The sequence below is a fragment of the Pseudomonas sp. 91RF genome, assembly GCF_003576265.1.
GTDB lineage: Bacteria > Pseudomonadota > Gammaproteobacteria > Pseudomonadales > Pseudomonadaceae > Aquipseudomonas > Aquipseudomonas kribbensis.
In genome coordinates this window covers 44,245-60,794 of sequence record NZ_QWFC01000058.1, presented here as the reverse complement: position 1 = coordinate 60,794, position 16,550 = coordinate 44,245, and the positions used below count along the sequence as shown (strand labels likewise).

The window sequence follows — 16,550 nt, the reverse complement described above, 5'->3', positions numbered from 1 at the left end:
TTGTCTGCGACATGATGTCGTTTCATATGCCATCCAAAACCCGTTGGGTTAGAATGCCCCCCTTTTCTGCCCCCGATCCTTGAGGACCGCCATGTTCAGCCGTGATTTGACTATTGCCAAGTACGACGCCGATCTTTTTGCCGCCATGGAGCAAGAAGCCCAGCGCCAGGAAGAACACATCGAGCTGATCGCTTCGGAGAACTACACCAGCCCAGCGGTGATGGAAGCTCAAGGCTCGGTACTGACCAACAAGTACGCCGAAGGCTACCCGGGCAAGCGCTACTACGGTGGTTGCGAGTACGTCGACGTTGTCGAGCAACTGGCCATCGACCGCGCCAAGGAGCTGTTCGGCGCCGACTACGCCAACGTTCAGCCGCACGCCGGTTCCCAGGCCAACGCCGCTGTCTACCTGGCCCTGCTGTCGGCCGGTGACACCATCCTGGGCATGAGCCTGGCTCACGGTGGTCACCTGACCCACGGCGCCAGCGTTTCCTCCTCCGGCAAGCTGTACAACGCCATCCAGTACGGCATCGACGCCAACGGCCTGATCGACTACGACGAAGTCGAGCGCCTGGCTGTTGAACACAAGCCGAAAATGATCGTGGCCGGTTTCTCTGCCTACTCGCAGATCCTCGACTTCCCACGCTTCCGCGCCATCGCCGACAAGGTTGGCGCGTACCTGTTCGTCGACATGGCTCACGTGGCCGGTCTGGTCGCCGCTGGCGTCTACCCGAACCCGGTTCCATTCGCTGACGTCGTGACCACCACCACGCACAAGACCCTGCGCGGTCCACGTGGTGGCCTGATCCTGGCCAAGGCCAACGCCGACATCGAGAAGAAGCTGAACTCCGCGGTATTCCCGGGCGCCCAGGGTGGCCCGCTGGAGCACGTGATCGCCGCCAAAGCGATCTGCTTCAAGGAAGCCCTGCAGCCTGAGTTCAAGGCTTACCAGCAACAAGTGGTGAAAAACGCCCAGGCCATGGCCGGCGTGTTCATCGAGCGCGGTTTCGACGTGGTTTCGGGCGGTACTGAAAACCACCTGTTCCTGCTGTCACTGATCAAGCAGGAAATCTCCGGTAAAGACGCCGATGCCGCTCTGGGCAAAGCGTTCATCACCGTGAACAAGAACTCCGTGCCAAACGACCCACGCTCCCCGTTCGTCACCTCCGGCCTGCGCTTCGGTACTCCGGCTGTGACCACTCGCGGCTTCAAGGAAGCAGAGTGCAAAGAGCTGGCCGGCTGGATCTGCGACATCCTGGCTGACCTGAACAACGAAGCGGTGATCGACGCCGTTCGTGAGAAAGTCAAAGCCATCTGCAAGAAACTGCCGGTATACGGCGCTTAATTGCGACGCTGAAACGCAGCATGAAAAACCGGTCAGTGATGGCCGGTTTTTTTTCGTCCGTAAAAAAGTTTCGAACGGCAAATGGCTCAAGGTCGGGGCATTGCGCCCAACTGGTCAGACCGGTCATGCCAATTCGTCATTTTTCACTTGCGATCCGTAAAAAACAGCGCCTAGACTGCACCCGCACTGGACATACCGGTAAGACCACAATAATTAAGTCCTGAATCTGATGCGCCCCGCGCACGGCAGCCAGGACACCGACCAGGATTCCTCCCATGCTCAGATGGTGCTCGCGTTCAATCTTCCTCCAAGTGGTTCTCGGACTGGTGCTCGGCATCGTCTGCGGGCTGACCCTTCCTGAATACTCGGCCCAGCTCAAACCGCTCGGCGACGGTTTCATCAAACTGATCAAGATGCTCATCGGCCTGATCGTGTTCTGCGTGGTGGTCAGCGGCATCAGCGGCGCCGGTGACCTGAAGAAGGTCGGGCGCATCGGTCTCAAGTCGGTGATCTACTTCGAAGTGCTGACCACCATCGCCCTGGTGATCGGTCTGGTGTTCGCGTTCAGCACCGGGATCGGCAGCGGTGCCAACATCCATCTGGAGCAACTGTCCGCCGCCGACATGGGCGACATCGCCGAACGCGGCCAGCACATGCACACCACCACCCAGTTCCTGATGGACCTGATCCCGACCTCGGTACTCGGCGCCTTTGCCGACAACAACATCCTCCAGGTGCTGTTGTTCTCGGTACTGTTCGGCAGCGCGCTGAATCTGGTGGGCGAAGCGGCTTCCGGGATCTCGCGGCTGATCAACGAACTGAGTCATGTGATCTTCCGGATCATGGGCATGATCGTGCGCCTGGCACCGATCGGTGTGTTCGGTGCCATCGCCTTCACCACCAGCAAATATGGCCTCGACTCCCTGCAACATCTGGGCAGTCTGGTCGGCCTGTTTTATCTGACGTGCATCGCGTTCGTCAGCGTGATTCTCGGTCTGGTGATGCGTGCCTCCGGCCTGCGCATGTGGCCGCTGCTCAAGTACCTGCGCGAAGAACTGCTGATCGTCATGGGCACCGCCTCCTCCGACGCCGTGCTGCCGCAGATCATGCGCAAGCTGGAACACCTGGGCATCGGCAGCTCGACCGTCGGGCTGGTGATTCCCACCGGTTACTCGTTCAACCTCGACGGTTTCTCGATCTACTTGACCCTGGCCATCGTGTTCATCGCCAACGCCACCGGCACGCCGCTGGCCATGACCGATCTGCTGACGATTCTGCTGGTGTCGCTCATCACCTCGAAAGGCGCCCACGGCATTCCGGGCTCGGCGCTGGTGATTCTCGCCGCGACGCTGACTGCGATTCCGGCGATTCCGGTGGTCGGTCTGGTGCTGGTGCTGGCGGTGGACTGGTTCATGGGCATCGGCCGGGCGCTGACCAACCTGATCGGCAACTGCGTCGCCACCGTGGCCATCGCCCGCTGGGAAAAGGACATCGACGTGCAGCGGGCGAACAAGGTGCTCAACGGCGAGCAGGGCTATAACTTTCAGCCGAGAAAAACGGCCGCTCAAGCGGCGGCCAAAGAATTCTGAATGACCGCCGTGCCTGCGCACATGCAGGCACGGCTCATGGAGCGAACACGTGATTACTACTTCAACCGTCGTCAACTCAGTGGTAGAAAAACTCCGGGCCGCCCTCGCCCGTGGCCAGTGGCGCTCCGGCGAGATGCTGCCGGGCCAGCGCGAACTGGCCGAACAACTGGGCATCAGCCGTCCGAGCCTGCGTGAAGCGGTGATCGTGCTGGAGACCCTCGGCCTGGTGCGTTCGATGCCGGGCAAGGGCGTGGTGGTGCTCGATGCCCAGGCCAGTGACAGTCAAAGCCACGACAGCGCCGTGGCCGGTGCCAGCCTCGAAGACGTGCTGCAACTGCGCTACACCCTCGAACCGTTCATCGTCGGTCTGGTGGCGCAGTCGATCAGCAGCAAGGAAGTCGGGCAACTGCGATTGACCCTGATGGATATGCGCGAAGCCCTCGAGGCGGGTGACAGCGAGGCCGGGGTCAGCGCCTACATCGCCTTCCACGAAGAACTGTTCACCCTGACTTCGAACCCGATTTTCCAGAGCGTGGTGCAACAGACCAGCAACGCCCTCAAGCAGAGCGCCGAAGTGCTGCGCAACTCACCGGAGCATCTGGCCGAACGCCTTGAGGAAAACGAAGCCGTGGTGCGCGCGATCCGCAGCAAGAACAGCGCTCAGGCCAGCGCCGAAATGCGCCGGCATATCCTGCGTGAAGGCCAGCGCATGGGCATCGAACTGAATATTCCGGATGACAACCTGAACACCTGAAACGCCTCACACTGGAGACCGGCCATGAACAGTCTTGCCACGCCGTCGCACCCTCGCCAGACATCGGCGGCCCTGCCCTTCTCCCGCCTGCACGCGCCGGTGGAGGATCTGTATCCACGACTGTTCGACGCGATCCTCGAACAGCGCCTCGATGCCGCCAGCCGTTTCACCGAAGAAAGTCTGAAGCAGATGTTCGGTGTCAGCCGCGCCGATGTGCGTCGGGTGCTGACCCAGTTGTCCCACGAACAGATCATCGTGCTGCGGGCCAACCATCGACCGCGCATAGCCGCGCCGGACGCCGAGCAGACCCGTCAGGCCTTGCACGCCCGGCGCCTGGCCGAGAACACGCTGGTGCGACTGGCTTGCCAGCATGCGCAGGCTGAAGACCTGAAGCGCCTGCGCGCGTTGATCGAACGCGAACGTCAGGCTGTGGATAAAGACCGACGCGGTGCGGCGATTCGCCTGTCCGGGGAGTTTCATTTGCAGTTGGCGAAAATGGCCGGGAATGCACCGTTGGCGCATTTTCTCGGCACATTGGTGCCGCTGACCTCACTGGCGATTGCGCGATGCACTGAAACCACGCACAGCTGTTGCGGCTGGCAGGACCACGCCCGAATCGTCGAGGCAATCGAGCGTGACGCCGCCGCCGAGGCCGTGTCGCTGATGAACCGTCATCTGGATCATCTGGAACAGACGATTCTCAGCGGCGCCACACACTGAAACAGCGGCGGACTCAGTTCGCCGCCACCCGGGCAAACCCCGCCCGGATCTTCTCTTCCGGCAAATCGTCGGCGATAAACACGATCACGCTTTCCCGCGCCTCGCCTTCGGCCCACTCGGTGTCCCAGTCGAAGCCGTAGAGTTTCAGCACGCCCTGAAACACCAGGCGCCGATCCTCACCCGCGATGTTCAACACGCCTTTGTAGCGCAGCAGTTGCTTGCCGTGCTCTTCCAGCAGTTCATTCATGAATTCGCTGAGCTGATCGATATCCAGCGGCTGATCGGTACGCAGCACCAGGCTGGAAATCCGGTCGATGGACGGCGCCTTGCTGACCGGCCGCAGACTCACCCCTCCGCCGAGATCGGCATTCAGGTTGAAGCCACGCACATCGAGCAATTCGGCCAGATCGATGTTGCCGTGTTCGACCACGCGAATCGGCGCGCGGCGGTTGATGCGAGTCAGACGTTCGCTGAGCGCGGTGAATGCGGCCTCGTCCACCAGATCGGTCTTGCTCACCAGCAAGCGGTCGGCAAAACCGATCTGCGCCTGGGCGATGGTCTGGGTCAGATGCAGCTCGGCGTGAGCGGCATCCACCAGGGTAATGATGCCGTCGAGCAGGTAACGCTCGCGCAGTTCTTCGTCGATGAAAAACGTCTGCGCCACCGGGGCCGGGTCGGCCAGGCCCGTACATTCGATGACCAGCCGATCGAAGGCGATTTCACCACTGTCCAGCCGTTCGAGCAGCAGGTACAGGGCTTTGGTCAGGTCAGTGTGGATGGTGCAGCAGACGCAGCCGTTGGCCAGGGTCATGACTTGCACCGGCTCGTCGCCCAGCAGTTGGGTGTCGATGCCGGCGTCGCTGAATTCATTTTCGATCACGGCGATTTTCAGGCCGTGCTCGGCTTTCAACAGATGGCGCAGCAAGGTGGTCTTGCCGGCGCCGAGGAAACCGCTGAGCACCGTTACGGGTATTGGAGAAGACAACATCGATCCCCTTCACAAAATTGATGAACAACACAAAACAAATGTGGGAGCGGGCTTGCTCGCGAAGGGGTCGTGTCAGTCGACATCATTGCTCAATGACACACCGCTTTCGCGAGCAAGCCCGCTCCCACAGTTGGGGATTGCATCAACCGAAGGCTGTCAGATCAACAGCACTTCGGCCCACCCTTGCCACCGTAACGGGCTTCCTGACGTTCGCGAAAGAACATCTCGTAGCTCATCACCGGTTTGTCCGGGTGTTTGGTTTGCATATGCTCGACGTAGGTGTCGTAGTCGGGCATGCCGACCATCAGGCGCGCGGCCTGACCGAGGTATTTACCGAGGCGACTCAGGTCATTGAACATGGTGCAATCCTCTGGTTACGCGTCCGGCAGGGCCTGGAACGGCGATTCTTTATCCGTACGCTCTTTTTTGCCCCAGGCGGCGATACCGACCTTGAGCGCATAGAACAGGATGCTGAATACCACGAACAGGAACAGCGCGGTCAGCGTTGCGTTGGTGTAAGCGTTGAAGATCACGTGCTGCATCTGCTCGACGCTCTTGGCCGGTGCGATCACTTGGCCTGCGGCCAGCGCATCGCTGTACTTCTTGGCCAGCGACAGGAAGCCCACGGCCGGGTTGGCGTCGAACAGCTTGATGAAGCCCGCAGTCGTAGTACAGATCAGCAACCACGCAGCCGGCAGCAGGGTGACCCAGATGTAGCGCTGGCGCTTCATCTTGATCAGGACCACGGTGCCGAGCATCAGCGCGATACCGGCCAGCATCTGGTTGGAGATACCGAACAGCGGCCACAAGGTATTGATGCCACCCAGCGGATCGATCACGCCCTGATACAGCAACCAGCCCCACATCGCCACACAACCGGCAGTGGCGATCAGGTTGGCGGTCCAGGATTCGGTACGTTTCAGCGCCGGGACGAAGGAGCCAAGCAGATCCTGCAGCATGAAGCGCCCGGCACGGGTGCCGGCGTCCACAGCGGTCAGGATGAACAGCGCTTCGAACAGGATCGCGAAGTGGTACCAGAACGCCATGGTGTTTTCACCAGGCAGGACACTGTGCAGGATCTGCGCGATACCGACCGCCAGGGTCGGAGCACCACCGGCACGGGCCAGAATGGTGGTTTCGCCGATGTCATGGGCCACGGCCTGCAGCGCATCCGGGGTAATGGCAAAGCCCCAGTTGCTGACCGCAGTCGCCACCGCCACCACATCACCGCCGACCACAGCAGCCGGGCTGTTCATGGCGAAATAAACGCCTGGCTCGATCACCGAAGCGGCAACCATGGCCATGATCGCCACGAACGATTCCATCAGCATGCCGCCGTAACCGATGTAGCGGGCGTTGGTTTCGTTATCCAGCAGTTTCGGCGTGGTGCCGGACGAGATCAGTGCGTGGAAGCCCGATACCGCACCGCACGCGATGGTGATGAACAGGAACGGGAACAGACCGCCCTTCCACACAGGGCCAGTGCCGTCGACGAACTGGGTCAGCGCCGGCATTTTCAGCTCGGGCATGGTAACCAGGATGCCGATCGCCAGGGCGATGATGGTGCCGATCTTGAGGAACGTGGACAGATAGTCGCGCGGGGCGAGAATCAGCCAGACCGGCAACACAGCGGCAACGAAGCCGTAACCGATCAGCATCCAGGTGATTTGCACGCCAGTGAAGCTGAAAGCCTTGGCCCACACCGGGTCAGCGGCAATCTGCCCGCCCAGCCAGATCGAACCGAGCAGCAGAATCACGCCGATCACCGAGATCTCGCCGATGCGGCCCGGGCGGATGTAGCGCATGTAAATGCCCATGAACATCGCAATCGGGATGGTCGCCATCACGGTGAAGATGCCCCACGGGCTCTCGGCCAGTGCCTTGACGACGATCAGCGCCAGCACCGCAAGGATGATGATCATGATCAGGAAGCAGCCGAACAGCGCGATGGTGCCGGGGATGCGGCCCATTTCTTCACGCACCATGTCGCCCAGGGATCGGCCGTTGCGACGGGTGGACATGAACAGGACCATGAAGTCCTGCACCGCGCCCGCCAGCACCACGCCGGCGATCAGCCACAGCGTGCCGGGCAGGTAACCCATCTGCGCCGCCAGTACCGGGCCGACCAGTGGTCCCGCGCCGGCGATGGCCGCGAAGTGGTGTCCGAAGAGAATGTGTTTGTTGGTCGGAACGTAGTCCAGACCGTCATTGTTGAGCACGGCGGGGGTGGCCCGGCGTGGATCGAGTTGCATCACATTGTTTGCGATGAACAGGCTGTAGTAACGGTACGCAACCAGATAAATGGCCACGGCGGCGACCACGATCCACAAGGCGTTGATCGCCTCGCCTCGGCGCAATGCCACTACGCCCAGGGCGCACGCTCCTACGATTGCCAGCACTAGCCAGGGTAAGTGGCGCAGCGGGCTATTATTATTTTTCATTTTATTATTCCAGCCAGGGTGGACAAGAAAGACAGCCACCTCGAGTTTAGCGCTGTTGGCGGCAAAGACCATACCCGACATTGGTCTGACGCCCTGCCCGACTGGCAGCGTTTGACGTGGCGGGTCTATAGTCAGCGTACCGTCAAGAGGATCGCGCCATGAGCGAGCACCCGTCCGAGCGTCGCCGCTTCAAACGTATCGCGTTCGATGCCAGAACCGAATTGAGCCAGGGCGAGTACATCTGGCCGGTGAAGCTGATCGACCTGTCGCTCAAGGGATTGTTGATCGAACGGCCGGAACCCTGGTTGGGCGATGACACGCAGGACTTCAACGTCGACATTCACCTGAGCGACGACACCGACATCCAGATGGATGTGCAACTGGCACACGACGATCACGGGCAGTTGGGCTTCCAGTGCCGGCACATCAGCCTGGAATCGATCCAGCGCCTGCGCCGCCTGATCGAACTCAACCTCGGGGATGAGGCCGAGCTCGAACGGGAGCTTGGGGCATTGATGGAACTCTGATTACTCGAAGAGTGAATCCAGCGCCTGCTCCAGACGCGTCACCGCAATGATCTGCAACCCTGCCGGCGCTTCCTTCGGCGCGTTGCCCTTGGGCACGATCGCGCGCCTGAAGCCGTGCTTCGCGGCTTCCTTCAATCGCTCCTGACCACTCGGCACCGGGCGCACCTCGCCGGACAGGCCAACTTCACCGAACACCAGTAAGTCATGAGGCAGCGGACGGTTGCGCAGACTCGACATGACGGCAGCCATCAGCGCCAGGTCGGACGCGGTCTCCAGCACTTTCACCCCGCCGACCACGTTGAGGAACACGTCCTGATCGTGGGTCGGAATGCCGCCATGGCGATGCAGCACCGCCAGCAACATCGCCAGACGGTTCTGATCCAGCCCCAGCGTGACCCGACGCGGGTTGGCCAGGTGACTGTCGTCCACCAACGCCTGGACCTCAACCAGCATCGGCCGGGTGCCTTCCCAAGTTGCCATCACCACACTGCCCGGGACTTCTTCCTGAGCGCGTGTGAGAAAAATCGCCGACGGGTTGGAGACTTCTTTCAGGCCCTTGTCGGTCATGCCGAACACGCCGAGTTCGTTGACCGCGCCGAAACGGTTTTTCACCGCCCGCAGCAGTCGCAAGCGACCATCGGACTCGCCTTCGAAATACAGCACGGTGTCGACCATGTGTTCCAGAACACGCGGACCGGCCAGTGCGCCTTCCTTGGTTACGTGGCCAACGAGGAAAATCGCCGTGCCGCTTTGCTTGGCGTAGCGCACCAGCAACGCCGCACTTTCGCGTACCTGAGACACGCCGCCCGGTGCCGATTGCAGTTGTTCGGTGAAGATCGTCTGGATCGAGTCGATCACCATCACCTTGGGTTTTTCCTGGCGGGCGGTGGCGATGATGGTTTCGATGCAGGTTTCGGTCATGACCCGCAGTCGATCCTGCGGCAGACCAAGTCGACGTGCGCGCATGGCGACTTGCTGCTGGGATTCCTCACCGGTGACGTACAGCGCCGGCATGTTCTTGGCGAGGTTGCACAGGGTCTGCAGCAGAATCGTCGATTTGCCGATACCCGGATCACCGCCGATCAGCACCACCGAGCCGTCCACCAGACCACCGCCAAGTACTCGGTCCAGTTCGCCGGAAGCTGTGGAAAAACGCGGAATCTCTTCGATGCTGACTTCGGCCAGGGTCTTGATCTGTGCCTGTTGCCCGGCCCAGCCGGTGCGCCCGCTCGGGGCGGCGGCACCGCCGCTCTCGACCATGGTTTCGGTCAGGGTGTTCCAGGCGCCGCATTCGCCGCACTGCCCGGCCCACTTGGGAAAGGTTGCGCCGCACTCGGTGCAGCCGTACATGCGCTTGGCCTTGGCCATCTGAACCCCCGGCAAAAACCGCGATGATAACGCAGCCGTCACCAATCAGCGCGGCGCGCCGGTGCGGATTTCCCCGCTGGCCAGACGCGCGGCGCTGTTGTCGATCAAACCCCGGCGATTGCCGGAGATTGAAAGGACCGCTGTCAATCGACCAGTTTGGCCGCCAGGGCCTTGACCCGATCCAGGTCACCTTTGGCCACTTTGGTCACACCGGCTCCGTACTCCGGATCGGCCTTGTAGAGGAAGGACAGCATGATGTGCTTGCTCTCGTCATCGGTGCTCGCCAGCGAACCACCGAAACTCTCGATCAGATCCTGGCGTTCCTTCTTGCTGAACGAGCGATACAGATCACCAGCCTGCTTGAAGTTCTGTTCGCGCTGGATCTTCGCCTGTTGCGTGCTGCCCTGCAGGGCGGTCTGGCTATAACGTGCACTTTGCGTCTCTTCACGCGGTTGCAGACGGCTTGGCTGATAGTTGACACCCGAATGGCTTGCGCCGGCATTCATCGCGCCGTCCTGATTGCCATTGTTGACCGCCACTTTCGCAGCATTGATCGGCAATTGCAGGGCATTGGCGCCAAGGCGATACATCTGGGTGTCGGCATAGGCAAATATCCGGCCTTGCAGCAGACGATCTTCAGATGGCTCGATTCCCGGCACGACATTCGAGGGTGCCATGGCCACTTGTTCGGTTTCCTGGAAGACGTTCGAAGGATTACGGTTCAAGACCATTTGTCCAACTTTTCGCTCCGGAATACCGGGCCAGATCTTGGTTGCATCAAGAGGATCGAAATCAAACTTGGACAAGTCTTGCGATTTCAGAACCTGAATGTACAAGTCCCACTTCGGGAAGTTACCCTTTTCGATATTCGCCACCAAGTCATTTGTCATATGACTGTAGTCACGCCCCTGAACCTTCACGACTTGCTCAGGATCGAGATTCTTGGTCCCCTGCAAACTTTTCCAGTGAAACTTGACGTAATGCACTTCCCCCTTTTCGTTGATCAACTTGTAGGCATGCACACTGTTGCCGTCCATTTCACGATAACTGGCCGGTGTCCCTGAGTTGGAATACAACTCGGTCAATGTACGAGTGGCTTCAGGTACATGTGAGAAGAAGTCGAAGCGACGGGAATCATCATCCAGATTGGTGCGCGGGTCTGGTTTGAAGGCATGCACCATGTCCGGAAACTTGATCGCATCGCGAATGAAGAATGTCGGGAAGTTGTTACCGACCAGGTCCCAGTTGCCATCGGCGGTGTAGAACTTGGTCGCGAAACCCCGTGGGTCCCGCAAGGTTTCCGGAGAGTGATTGCCGTGCACCACCGCCGAAAAACGCACGAACACAGGTGTGACCTGGCCGGCGGTAAACACCTTGGCCTTGCTCAGGTCGCTCAAGTCGTTGGTCGCAGTGAACGTGCCATGAGCACCGGTGCCCCGGGCATGCACCACGCGCTCGGGAATACGCTCGCGGTCAAAGCGCTGCAGCTTCTGGATCAGTTGCACGTCCTGCAACAGCACCGGGCCGTTGGCACCGGCGGTTTGTGAGTTCTGGTTATCGCCGACCACCGCTCCATTATCCCGGGTCAGGGGGGCGGCGTTCACGGAAAGGCTCAACAGGCTGGCGGCCAATACACCAACGGTGAGACGGGGAATAATCCCTGAACCAAGTGTGGAGTTCATTTCAGGTTCCTCTGTTTTTTTGAGGCGCATCCAGGTGCGCCAGACAGAGGCTAAGAGCTCAGCCAGACAAACATAAATAGAAAGATCGTAACGCCATGATTGATTAATTTTCCTTCAAGATCAGTGGATTGCAGCGTATTTCGCGCGCGATTAGTGGCAATTTGCAAACTAATTGCGAATTGATGTGTCGATAAAAACGGGCTTTGTAAGAAGGTGTTACGCGCAGGACGCGTTTTGCTGATTTACACTGCGTACACCAAACTCATCTGTAACAAGGAAATAACTATGGGCGTGCTCAGCGAGTTCAAGGCCTTCGCGGTCAAAGGCAATGTGGTCGACATGGCCGTCGGTATCATCATCGGTGCGGCCTTCGGCAAAATCGTTTCGTCGTTTGTCGGTGATGTGATCATGCCGCCAATCGGTCTGCTGATCGGCGGGGTGGACTTCAGTGACCTAGCCATCACCCTCAAGGCAGCCGAAGGCACGGCCCCCGCGGTAGTGCTGGCATATGGCAAGTTCATCCAGAGCATCCTGGACTTCATCATCGTCGCCTTCGCGATTTTCATGGGCGTCAAAGCCATCAACCGCCTGAAACGCGAAGAAGCCGTCGCTCCGACCTTGCCGCCGGTGCCAACCAAGGAAGAAGAACTGCTGGGTGAGATCCGCGATCTGCTCAAGGCCCAGAACAACCGGCCTTGAAGACTGAAACGGCGCCTGAGGGCGCCGTTTCCTTACCAGTAGTTTTCCACCGCCACCTGCCCTGGCCGCCGCGTCAGGCTGAGGCTCATGCCCCGCTGCTTGAGCAGGGCCCGGGTATCATCGATCATCTGCGGATTGCCGCAGAGCATGACCCGCGAATGGGCCGGATCTAGCGCCACACCTGCTGCCAGCTCCAGCTCCCCGTTTTCGATAAGAGTGGTAATGCGCCCGTTCAGGGCACCGGCATGTGGCTCGCGCGTCACCACGGGGATGAACTGGAACTTGTGAGCGTACTCGGCCAGGTAATCGCGTTGCATCAGCTCGGCAATCAGCTGTTGATAAGCCAGTTCCCGCGCCTCCCGCACGCTATAGACGAGGATGATGCGTTCGAATTTCTCCCACACTTCAAAGTCCTGCAGGATCGACAGAAACGGCGCCACCCCGGTGCCTGTGGATAACAGCCAGAGATCCCGGCCATCAACGAACCGGTCCAGCGTCAGATAACCGAAGGCCTGGCGGTCCACCAGCAATGTATCGCCCGCCTTGAGCCGGCTCAGTTCACTGGTGAACTCCCCGCCGGGCACCACGATGGAAAAGAACTCGAGGAACTCATCGAACGGCGAAGACACCATGGAATAGGCCCGCCATACCGCAGTGCCGTCATCCTTGGTCACTCCCAGCCTGGCAAACTGCCCGGCGCGAAAACGGAAACCTGCGTCTCGGGTCGTTCGCAATGTGAACAGGCTCGAAGTCAGCGGCTGTACATCAAGCAAGGTCTGACGGCTGAATTTTTCTGCGCTGGCGGTCATCGGTAACTCCCTAGGCTTTAGCCATAGTGTCACGCACAGGCGCTCAATAAAAAACCTACGGTTTGTAGTGGATTAAATTATATTTCATGTCCTGATGAGAAAGTTATGCAAATAGGTACTAGCGAATTGACACTTCGCAAATATCAAATGACGGAGTCAATCCAATAAACATTTGCGGCTAATCACAAACGACTAATTTCCTCCTATCTAAGAGCAAAAAATTCCAAACACTCGTATAGGAAACATCCTACACTCTTTTCCGTGCACGACTCTTGGATCCAAGATCGCCCCCCCTGCGAAAAAATCTCGGAGAAACTTCGAATGGAAATTTGGAAGGAGTCGCAGATAAAGCAGCTGACTTTCGCCACGAGAGTCGACACTGCTTACCCGATTCTGCTGACATTTGCCAATAACATAGGCTTCCAGTTTTGTGGAGTTTCAGTCAGCTCGCCTGATCGAAACACACTGCCAAAGCCCTTGCGTATCAATAACTACCCGGCCGCCTGGAATAAACAATATGAAGAGGAAAATCACTGGGAGCTTGACCCGGTAGTAGCACACTGCAATCGTTCAATGCTGCCCATCACATGGAACAAAGAACTATTCTCAAAAACACCAAAGTTGTGGGAATCGTTAAAAGAACAGGGACTGGAACACGGTTGGTCGCAATCCTTTCATCATGAAGAAAGCGGTCTGTGCAGCATTCTCAGCCTGGCCCGGCCTCACTGTCCGATCACATCGATCGAATTGTACGAACATTTTGGCTATATGTTTTACGTCACCAGTCATCTGAGCGAACTGTTCGCCCGTACGCTGCCTTCACGACCCGAGAAGGCCCGGCCGCCTCGGCTGTCTACGCGGGAGGTGGAAGTGCTCAAGCTCTGTGCTTCCGGCAAGACGGCCTATGAAACCGCGAGAATCCTCAGTCTGAGCGAACGTACCGTGAACTATCACGTGCAAAACGTGATCGTGAAAATGAATGTCTGCAACAAGATCTCCGCCGTCATCGCCGCCGCGAAGGCAGGCATCATCTAGTCGACAGCACCGAAAACAAACAAGTAAAGCAGCCGAAAAAAAAGTACCATTTGCGACCTTCCTGAGTGATGACGCGTATCTTCGCGCCGCTGTCCACTCGGACGGTTCCGCCGCACGACACCCTGGGCCGCGGGACACCCGTCGATTACCCAGAGTCCCGCCCCATGCCTTTGCTCGATACGCCCTTCGCCCAACTTGATCTGATCCGCCAGCCCGAACAGCAGAACGAACCGCTGCAAGCCTTCGATGCAGCCGACGAATACCTGCTCAGTCATCTGGCCGAACAGAATCTGCCAGCGGATACCCGAGTATTGGTGCTCAACGACAGTTTCGGCGCACTGGCCGTCAGCCTCTTGGGCAAAGTGCAGGTCAGCACCAGCGGCGACTCTTTCCTGGCGTTTCAGGGACTGGAAAAGAACCTGTTGCGCAATGGTCAGGCATTCGACGCGCTGCGCGGTATTCCCGCCAGTGAGCCGTTGATCGGGCCATTCGACCGGGTGCTGATCCGCGTCCCGAAAACCCTGGCGCTTCTGGAAGAACAACTGATTCGCCTGCAAGGTCAACTGGCACCCGGTGCACAAGTCGTGGCGGCGGCAATGGTCAAGCACCTGCCCCGTGCTGCCGGTGATCTGCTGGAGCGCTATATCGGCCCGGTCCAGGCTTCGCTGGCGGTGAAGAAGGCACGCTTGCTGATCGCAACGCCTGAGGCAAAGGCTCCGGCCGCCTCGCCTTATCCGACCCGCTATCGCCTCGACGAACCTGCCATCGAACTGCTCAATCACGCCAACGTGTTCTGCCGTGAAGGTCTGGACATCGGCACCCGCGCTTTCCTCCCGTACCTGCCGAAAAACCTTGGCTCGGCACGAGTCGCCGACCTTGGCTGCGGTAACGGTGTATTGGCCATCGCCAGCGCCCTGCAAAACCCCGATGCGCATTACACGCTGGTGGACGAATCATTCATGGCCGTGCAATCGGCGGTCGAGAACTGGCGCGCGGCATTGGGCGAACGTGAAGCCATCGTGCGCGCCGGCGACGGTCTGGCCGGACAGGAAGCGCAATCTCTGGACGTCGTGCTGTGCAACCCGCCGTTCCATCAACAACAGGTAGTCGGCGACTTCCTCGCCTGGCGCATGTTCCAGCAGGCCCGCGAAGCGCTGGTGGTTGGCGGTGCGCTGTACATCGTCGGCAACCGTCACCTGGGTTATCACAGCAAACTGGCGCGGCTGTTCCGGGGTGTCGAGCAAGTCGCGGCCACGCCGAAGTTCGTGATTCTCAAGGCGCGCAAATAATCCGGGCAAAAAAAACCCTCCAGCCGGAGGGTCAAAAATCCGTGCCGCAAGGCGACGGGATGGGAAATTTCAGTGCGTGGTCAGGCCCGCGGCGTTCATGAACATGCGCATCAGGCTGGCGACGATGAACAGTGCACCGACGCTGCCGACCCAGATCATGGCCAACCAGCCGAGCCGCTGCCACAGCGGCTTTTTTTCGGCTTCTTCAATGTCGTGCAGGGAATGTTTGCCGGTCATGCTTGCATCCTCCGGTTGAGGGAGATGGCGCCGCGGTCGGCGCCATCGTGATCAGCCCTAGTGATAACCGTCTTCATGGGTGACCTTGCCGCGGAACACGTAGTAGCTCCAAAAGGTGTAACCCAGGATGAACGGAATGATGAACAGCGTACCCACCAGCATGAAGCCCTGGCTTTGCGGCGGAGCGGCGGCGTCCCAGATCGAGATCGACGGCGGCACGATGTTCGGCCACAGGCTGATGCCCAGACCGCTGTAGCCGAGGAAGATCAGCACCAGGGTCAGCAGGAACGGCATGTAGTTGGCATTGCGTGCTACCGCACGGATCAAACCGTACATCGTAACCAGCACCAGGATCGGCACCGGCATGAACCAGAACAGGTTCGGCATGCTGAACCAGCGCGTCGCGATTTCCGGGTGGGCCAGTGGCGTCCAGAGGCTGACGATGCCGATCACTGCCAACAGCACGAAGGCCAGCGGGCGTGCCAGGTCATGCATCTGCTCCTGAAGCTTGCCTTCGGTCTTCATGATCAGCCAGGTGCAGCCGAGCAAGGCATACGCCACCACCAACGCGGCACCGCAGAACAGCGTGAATGGCGTCAGCCAGTCCAGTGAACCACCGGCATATTGCCGATTGACCACCGGCAGCCCATCGATGAACGCACCCAGCGCCACCCCCTGGAAGAACGTCGCCGCCACCGAACCACCGATGAACGCCTTGTCCCACAGGTGACGCTTGGCGTCCTTGGCCTTGAAGCGGAACTCGAACGCCACGCCACGGAAAATCAGCCCGATCAGCATGAAGATCAACGGCAGGTACAACGCCGACAGCACCACCGAGTAGGCCAGCGGGAAGGCACCAAACAACGCCGCACCGCCCAGTACCAGCCAGGTTTCATTGCCGTCCCATACCGGGGCGACGGTGTTCATCATCACGTCGCGGTCGGTCTTGCCGGGAATGAACGGGAAGAGAATCCCGATCCCCAGGTCGAAGCCGTCCATGACCACGTACATCATGATCCCGAAGATGATGATCACGGCCCAGATCAGCGGAAGATCAATACCCATGA

16 protein-coding genes are annotated in these 16,550 nt (G+C 59.5%); 8 read left to right on the top strand and 8 right to left on the bottom strand.

Annotated features, from left to right (window positions below):
* The first annotated feature begins 91 nt into the window (after positions 1 to 91).
* From glyA to DXT77_RS29150, 4 genes are all read left to right on the top strand, one after another.
* On the top strand, positions 92 to 1,345 hold the full coding sequence (gene glyA / locus DXT77_RS29165; RefSeq protein WP_007950978.1) for a serine hydroxymethyltransferase: 1,254 nt from the start codon (positions 92 to 94) through the stop codon (positions 1,343 to 1,345).
* A gap of 275 nt (positions 1,346 to 1,620) precedes the next feature.
* Positions 1,621 to 2,934, top strand: a complete 1,314-nt coding sequence (locus DXT77_RS29160) for a C4-dicarboxylate transporter DctA (protein ID WP_085732867.1) — start codon at positions 1,621 to 1,623, stop codon at positions 2,932 to 2,934.
* A 49-nt stretch (positions 2,935 to 2,983) separates the two neighbouring features.
* Positions 2,984 to 3,688 (top strand): FadR/GntR family transcriptional regulator, encoded by a 705-nt coding sequence (locus tag DXT77_RS29155; RefSeq protein WP_085712210.1) that lies wholly within the window; start codon positions 2,984 to 2,986, stop codon positions 3,686 to 3,688.
* A 24-nt stretch (positions 3,689 to 3,712) separates the two neighbouring features.
* The gene (locus DXT77_RS29150) at positions 3,713 to 4,408 is read left to right on the top strand and encodes a GntR family transcriptional regulator (RefSeq protein ID WP_119430130.1); all 696 of its coding nucleotides are present in this window, start codon (positions 3,713 to 3,715) and stop codon (positions 4,406 to 4,408) included.
* Between the two features lie 13 nt (positions 4,409 to 4,421).
* Here the strand turns inward: DXT77_RS29150 and yjiA are convergent, their stop codons facing one another.
* The 3 genes from yjiA to DXT77_RS29130 form a co-directional block, all read right to left on the bottom strand.
* A complete protein-coding gene (yjiA, locus tag DXT77_RS29145) occupies positions 4,422 to 5,396 on the bottom strand; it encodes a GTPase (protein WP_178083510.1) in 975 nt (324 codons plus the stop codon).
* A gap of 161 nt (positions 5,397 to 5,557) precedes the next feature.
* Positions 5,558 to 5,755: a YbdD/YjiX family protein gene (locus tag DXT77_RS29135; protein WP_003228401.1), complete on the bottom strand. Its 198-nt coding sequence runs from the start codon at positions 5,753 to 5,755 to the stop codon at positions 5,558 to 5,560.
* A gap of 15 nt (positions 5,756 to 5,770) precedes the next feature.
* The gene (locus tag DXT77_RS29130) at positions 5,771 to 7,837 is read right to left on the bottom strand and encodes a carbon starvation CstA family protein (protein WP_119430129.1); all 2,067 of its coding nucleotides are present in this window, start codon (positions 7,835 to 7,837) and stop codon (positions 5,771 to 5,773) included.
* 158 nt (positions 7,838 to 7,995) lie between these two features.
* Between DXT77_RS29130 and DXT77_RS29125 the strand changes: the two genes are divergently transcribed.
* Positions 7,996 to 8,364: a PilZ domain-containing protein gene (locus DXT77_RS29125; RefSeq protein ID WP_119430128.1), complete on the top strand. Its 369-nt coding sequence runs from the start codon at positions 7,996 to 7,998 to the stop codon at positions 8,362 to 8,364.
* Here DXT77_RS29125 and radA read toward each other — a convergent pair whose 3' ends face one another.
* Together radA and katB are read right to left on the bottom strand one after the other, a co-directional pair.
* Positions 8,365 to 9,732, bottom strand: a complete 1,368-nt coding sequence (gene radA / locus DXT77_RS29120) for a DNA repair protein RadA (protein ID WP_119430127.1) — start codon at positions 9,730 to 9,732, stop codon at positions 8,365 to 8,367.
* Between the two features lie 143 nt (positions 9,733 to 9,875).
* Positions 9,876 to 11,414, bottom strand: a complete 1,539-nt coding sequence (gene katB / locus DXT77_RS29115) for a catalase KatB (RefSeq protein WP_119430126.1) — start codon at positions 11,412 to 11,414, stop codon at positions 9,876 to 9,878.
* Positions 11,415 to 11,699: 285 nt separating this feature from the next.
* Between katB and mscL the strand changes: the two genes are divergently transcribed.
* A complete protein-coding gene (mscL, locus tag DXT77_RS29110) occupies positions 11,700 to 12,113 on the top strand; it encodes a large-conductance mechanosensitive channel protein MscL (protein ID WP_119430125.1) in 414 nt (137 codons plus the stop codon).
* Between the two features lie 32 nt (positions 12,114 to 12,145).
* On the opposite strand, the gene DXT77_RS29105 is transcribed toward mscL, so the two are convergent.
* Positions 12,146 to 12,922, bottom strand: a complete 777-nt coding sequence (locus tag DXT77_RS29105; RefSeq protein WP_119430124.1) for a ferredoxin--NADP reductase — start codon at positions 12,920 to 12,922, stop codon at positions 12,146 to 12,148.
* A gap of 321 nt (positions 12,923 to 13,243) precedes the next feature.
* Between DXT77_RS29105 and DXT77_RS29100 the strand changes: the two genes are divergently transcribed.
* Both DXT77_RS29100 and DXT77_RS29090 read left to right on the top strand, forming a co-directional pair.
* On the top strand, positions 13,244 to 13,957 hold the full coding sequence (locus DXT77_RS29100) for an autoinducer binding domain-containing protein (protein ID WP_178083509.1): 714 nt from the start codon (positions 13,244 to 13,246) through the stop codon (positions 13,955 to 13,957).
* Positions 13,958 to 14,121: 164 nt separating this feature from the next.
* The gene (locus tag DXT77_RS29090; RefSeq protein WP_119430122.1) at positions 14,122 to 15,246 is read left to right on the top strand and encodes a class I SAM-dependent methyltransferase; all 1,125 of its coding nucleotides are present in this window, start codon (positions 14,122 to 14,124) and stop codon (positions 15,244 to 15,246) included.
* A gap of 69 nt (positions 15,247 to 15,315) precedes the next feature.
* On the opposite strand, the gene DXT77_RS29085 is transcribed toward DXT77_RS29090, so the two are convergent.
* Both DXT77_RS29085 and cydB read right to left on the bottom strand, forming a co-directional pair.
* On the bottom strand, positions 15,316 to 15,483 hold the full coding sequence (locus tag DXT77_RS29085; RefSeq protein WP_007950992.1) for a DUF2474 domain-containing protein: 168 nt from the start codon (positions 15,481 to 15,483) through the stop codon (positions 15,316 to 15,318).
* A gap of 57 nt (positions 15,484 to 15,540) precedes the next feature.
* Positions 15,541 to 16,548 carry a cytochrome d ubiquinol oxidase subunit II gene (cydB, locus tag DXT77_RS29080; protein ID WP_085712221.1) on the bottom strand — a complete coding sequence of 336 codons (1,008 nt, stop codon included), beginning with the start codon at positions 16,546 to 16,548 and terminating at the stop codon, positions 15,541 to 15,543.
* Between the last annotated feature and the right edge of the window lie 2 nt (positions 16,549 to 16,550).

What these genes read in the sequence shown, in the direction of transcription:
- DXT77_RS29160 (WP_085732867.1), top strand. Translation starts at nt 1,621, where the DNA reads ATGCTCAGATGGTGCTCGCGTTCAATCTTCCTCCAAGTGGTTCTCGGA.
- DXT77_RS29150 (WP_119430130.1), top strand. Translation starts at nt 3,713, where the DNA reads ATGAACAGTCTTGCCACGCCGTCGCACCCTCGCCAGACATCGGCGGCC.
- DXT77_RS29130 (WP_119430129.1), bottom strand. Translation starts at nt 7,837, where the DNA reads ATGAAAAATAATAATAGCCCGCTGCGCCACTTACCCTGGCTAGTGCTG.
- cydB (WP_085712221.1), bottom strand. Translation starts at nt 16,548, where the DNA reads ATGGGTATTGATCTTCCGCTGATCTGGGCCGTGATCATCATCTTCGGG.
- katB (WP_119430126.1), bottom strand. Translation starts at nt 11,414, where the DNA reads ATGAACTCCACACTTGGTTCAGGGATTATTCCCCGTCTCACCGTTGGT.
- mscL (WP_119430125.1), top strand. Translation starts at nt 11,700, where the DNA reads ATGGGCGTGCTCAGCGAGTTCAAGGCCTTCGCGGTCAAAGGCAATGTG.
- DXT77_RS29090 (WP_119430122.1), top strand. Translation starts at nt 14,122, where the DNA reads ATGCCTTTGCTCGATACGCCCTTCGCCCAACTTGATCTGATCCGCCAG.
- DXT77_RS29135 (WP_003228401.1), bottom strand. Translation starts at nt 5,755, where the DNA reads ATGTTCAATGACCTGAGTCGCCTCGGTAAATACCTCGGTCAGGCCGCG.
- radA (WP_119430127.1), bottom strand. Translation starts at nt 9,732, where the DNA reads ATGGCCAAGGCCAAGCGCATGTACGGCTGCACCGAGTGCGGCGCAACC.
- yjiA (WP_178083510.1), bottom strand. Translation starts at nt 5,396, where the DNA reads ATGTTGTCTTCTCCAATACCCGTAACGGTGCTCAGCGGTTTCCTCGGC.
- DXT77_RS29100 (WP_178083509.1), top strand. Translation starts at nt 13,244, where the DNA reads ATGGAAATTTGGAAGGAGTCGCAGATAAAGCAGCTGACTTTCGCCACG.
- DXT77_RS29125 (WP_119430128.1), top strand. Translation starts at nt 7,996, where the DNA reads ATGAGCGAGCACCCGTCCGAGCGTCGCCGCTTCAAACGTATCGCGTTC.
- glyA (WP_007950978.1), top strand. Translation starts at nt 92, where the DNA reads ATGTTCAGCCGTGATTTGACTATTGCCAAGTACGACGCCGATCTTTTT.
- DXT77_RS29105 (WP_119430124.1), bottom strand. Translation starts at nt 12,922, where the DNA reads ATGACCGCCAGCGCAGAAAAATTCAGCCGTCAGACCTTGCTTGATGTA.
- DXT77_RS29085 (WP_007950992.1), bottom strand. Translation starts at nt 15,483, where the DNA reads ATGACCGGCAAACATTCCCTGCACGACATTGAAGAAGCCGAAAAAAAG.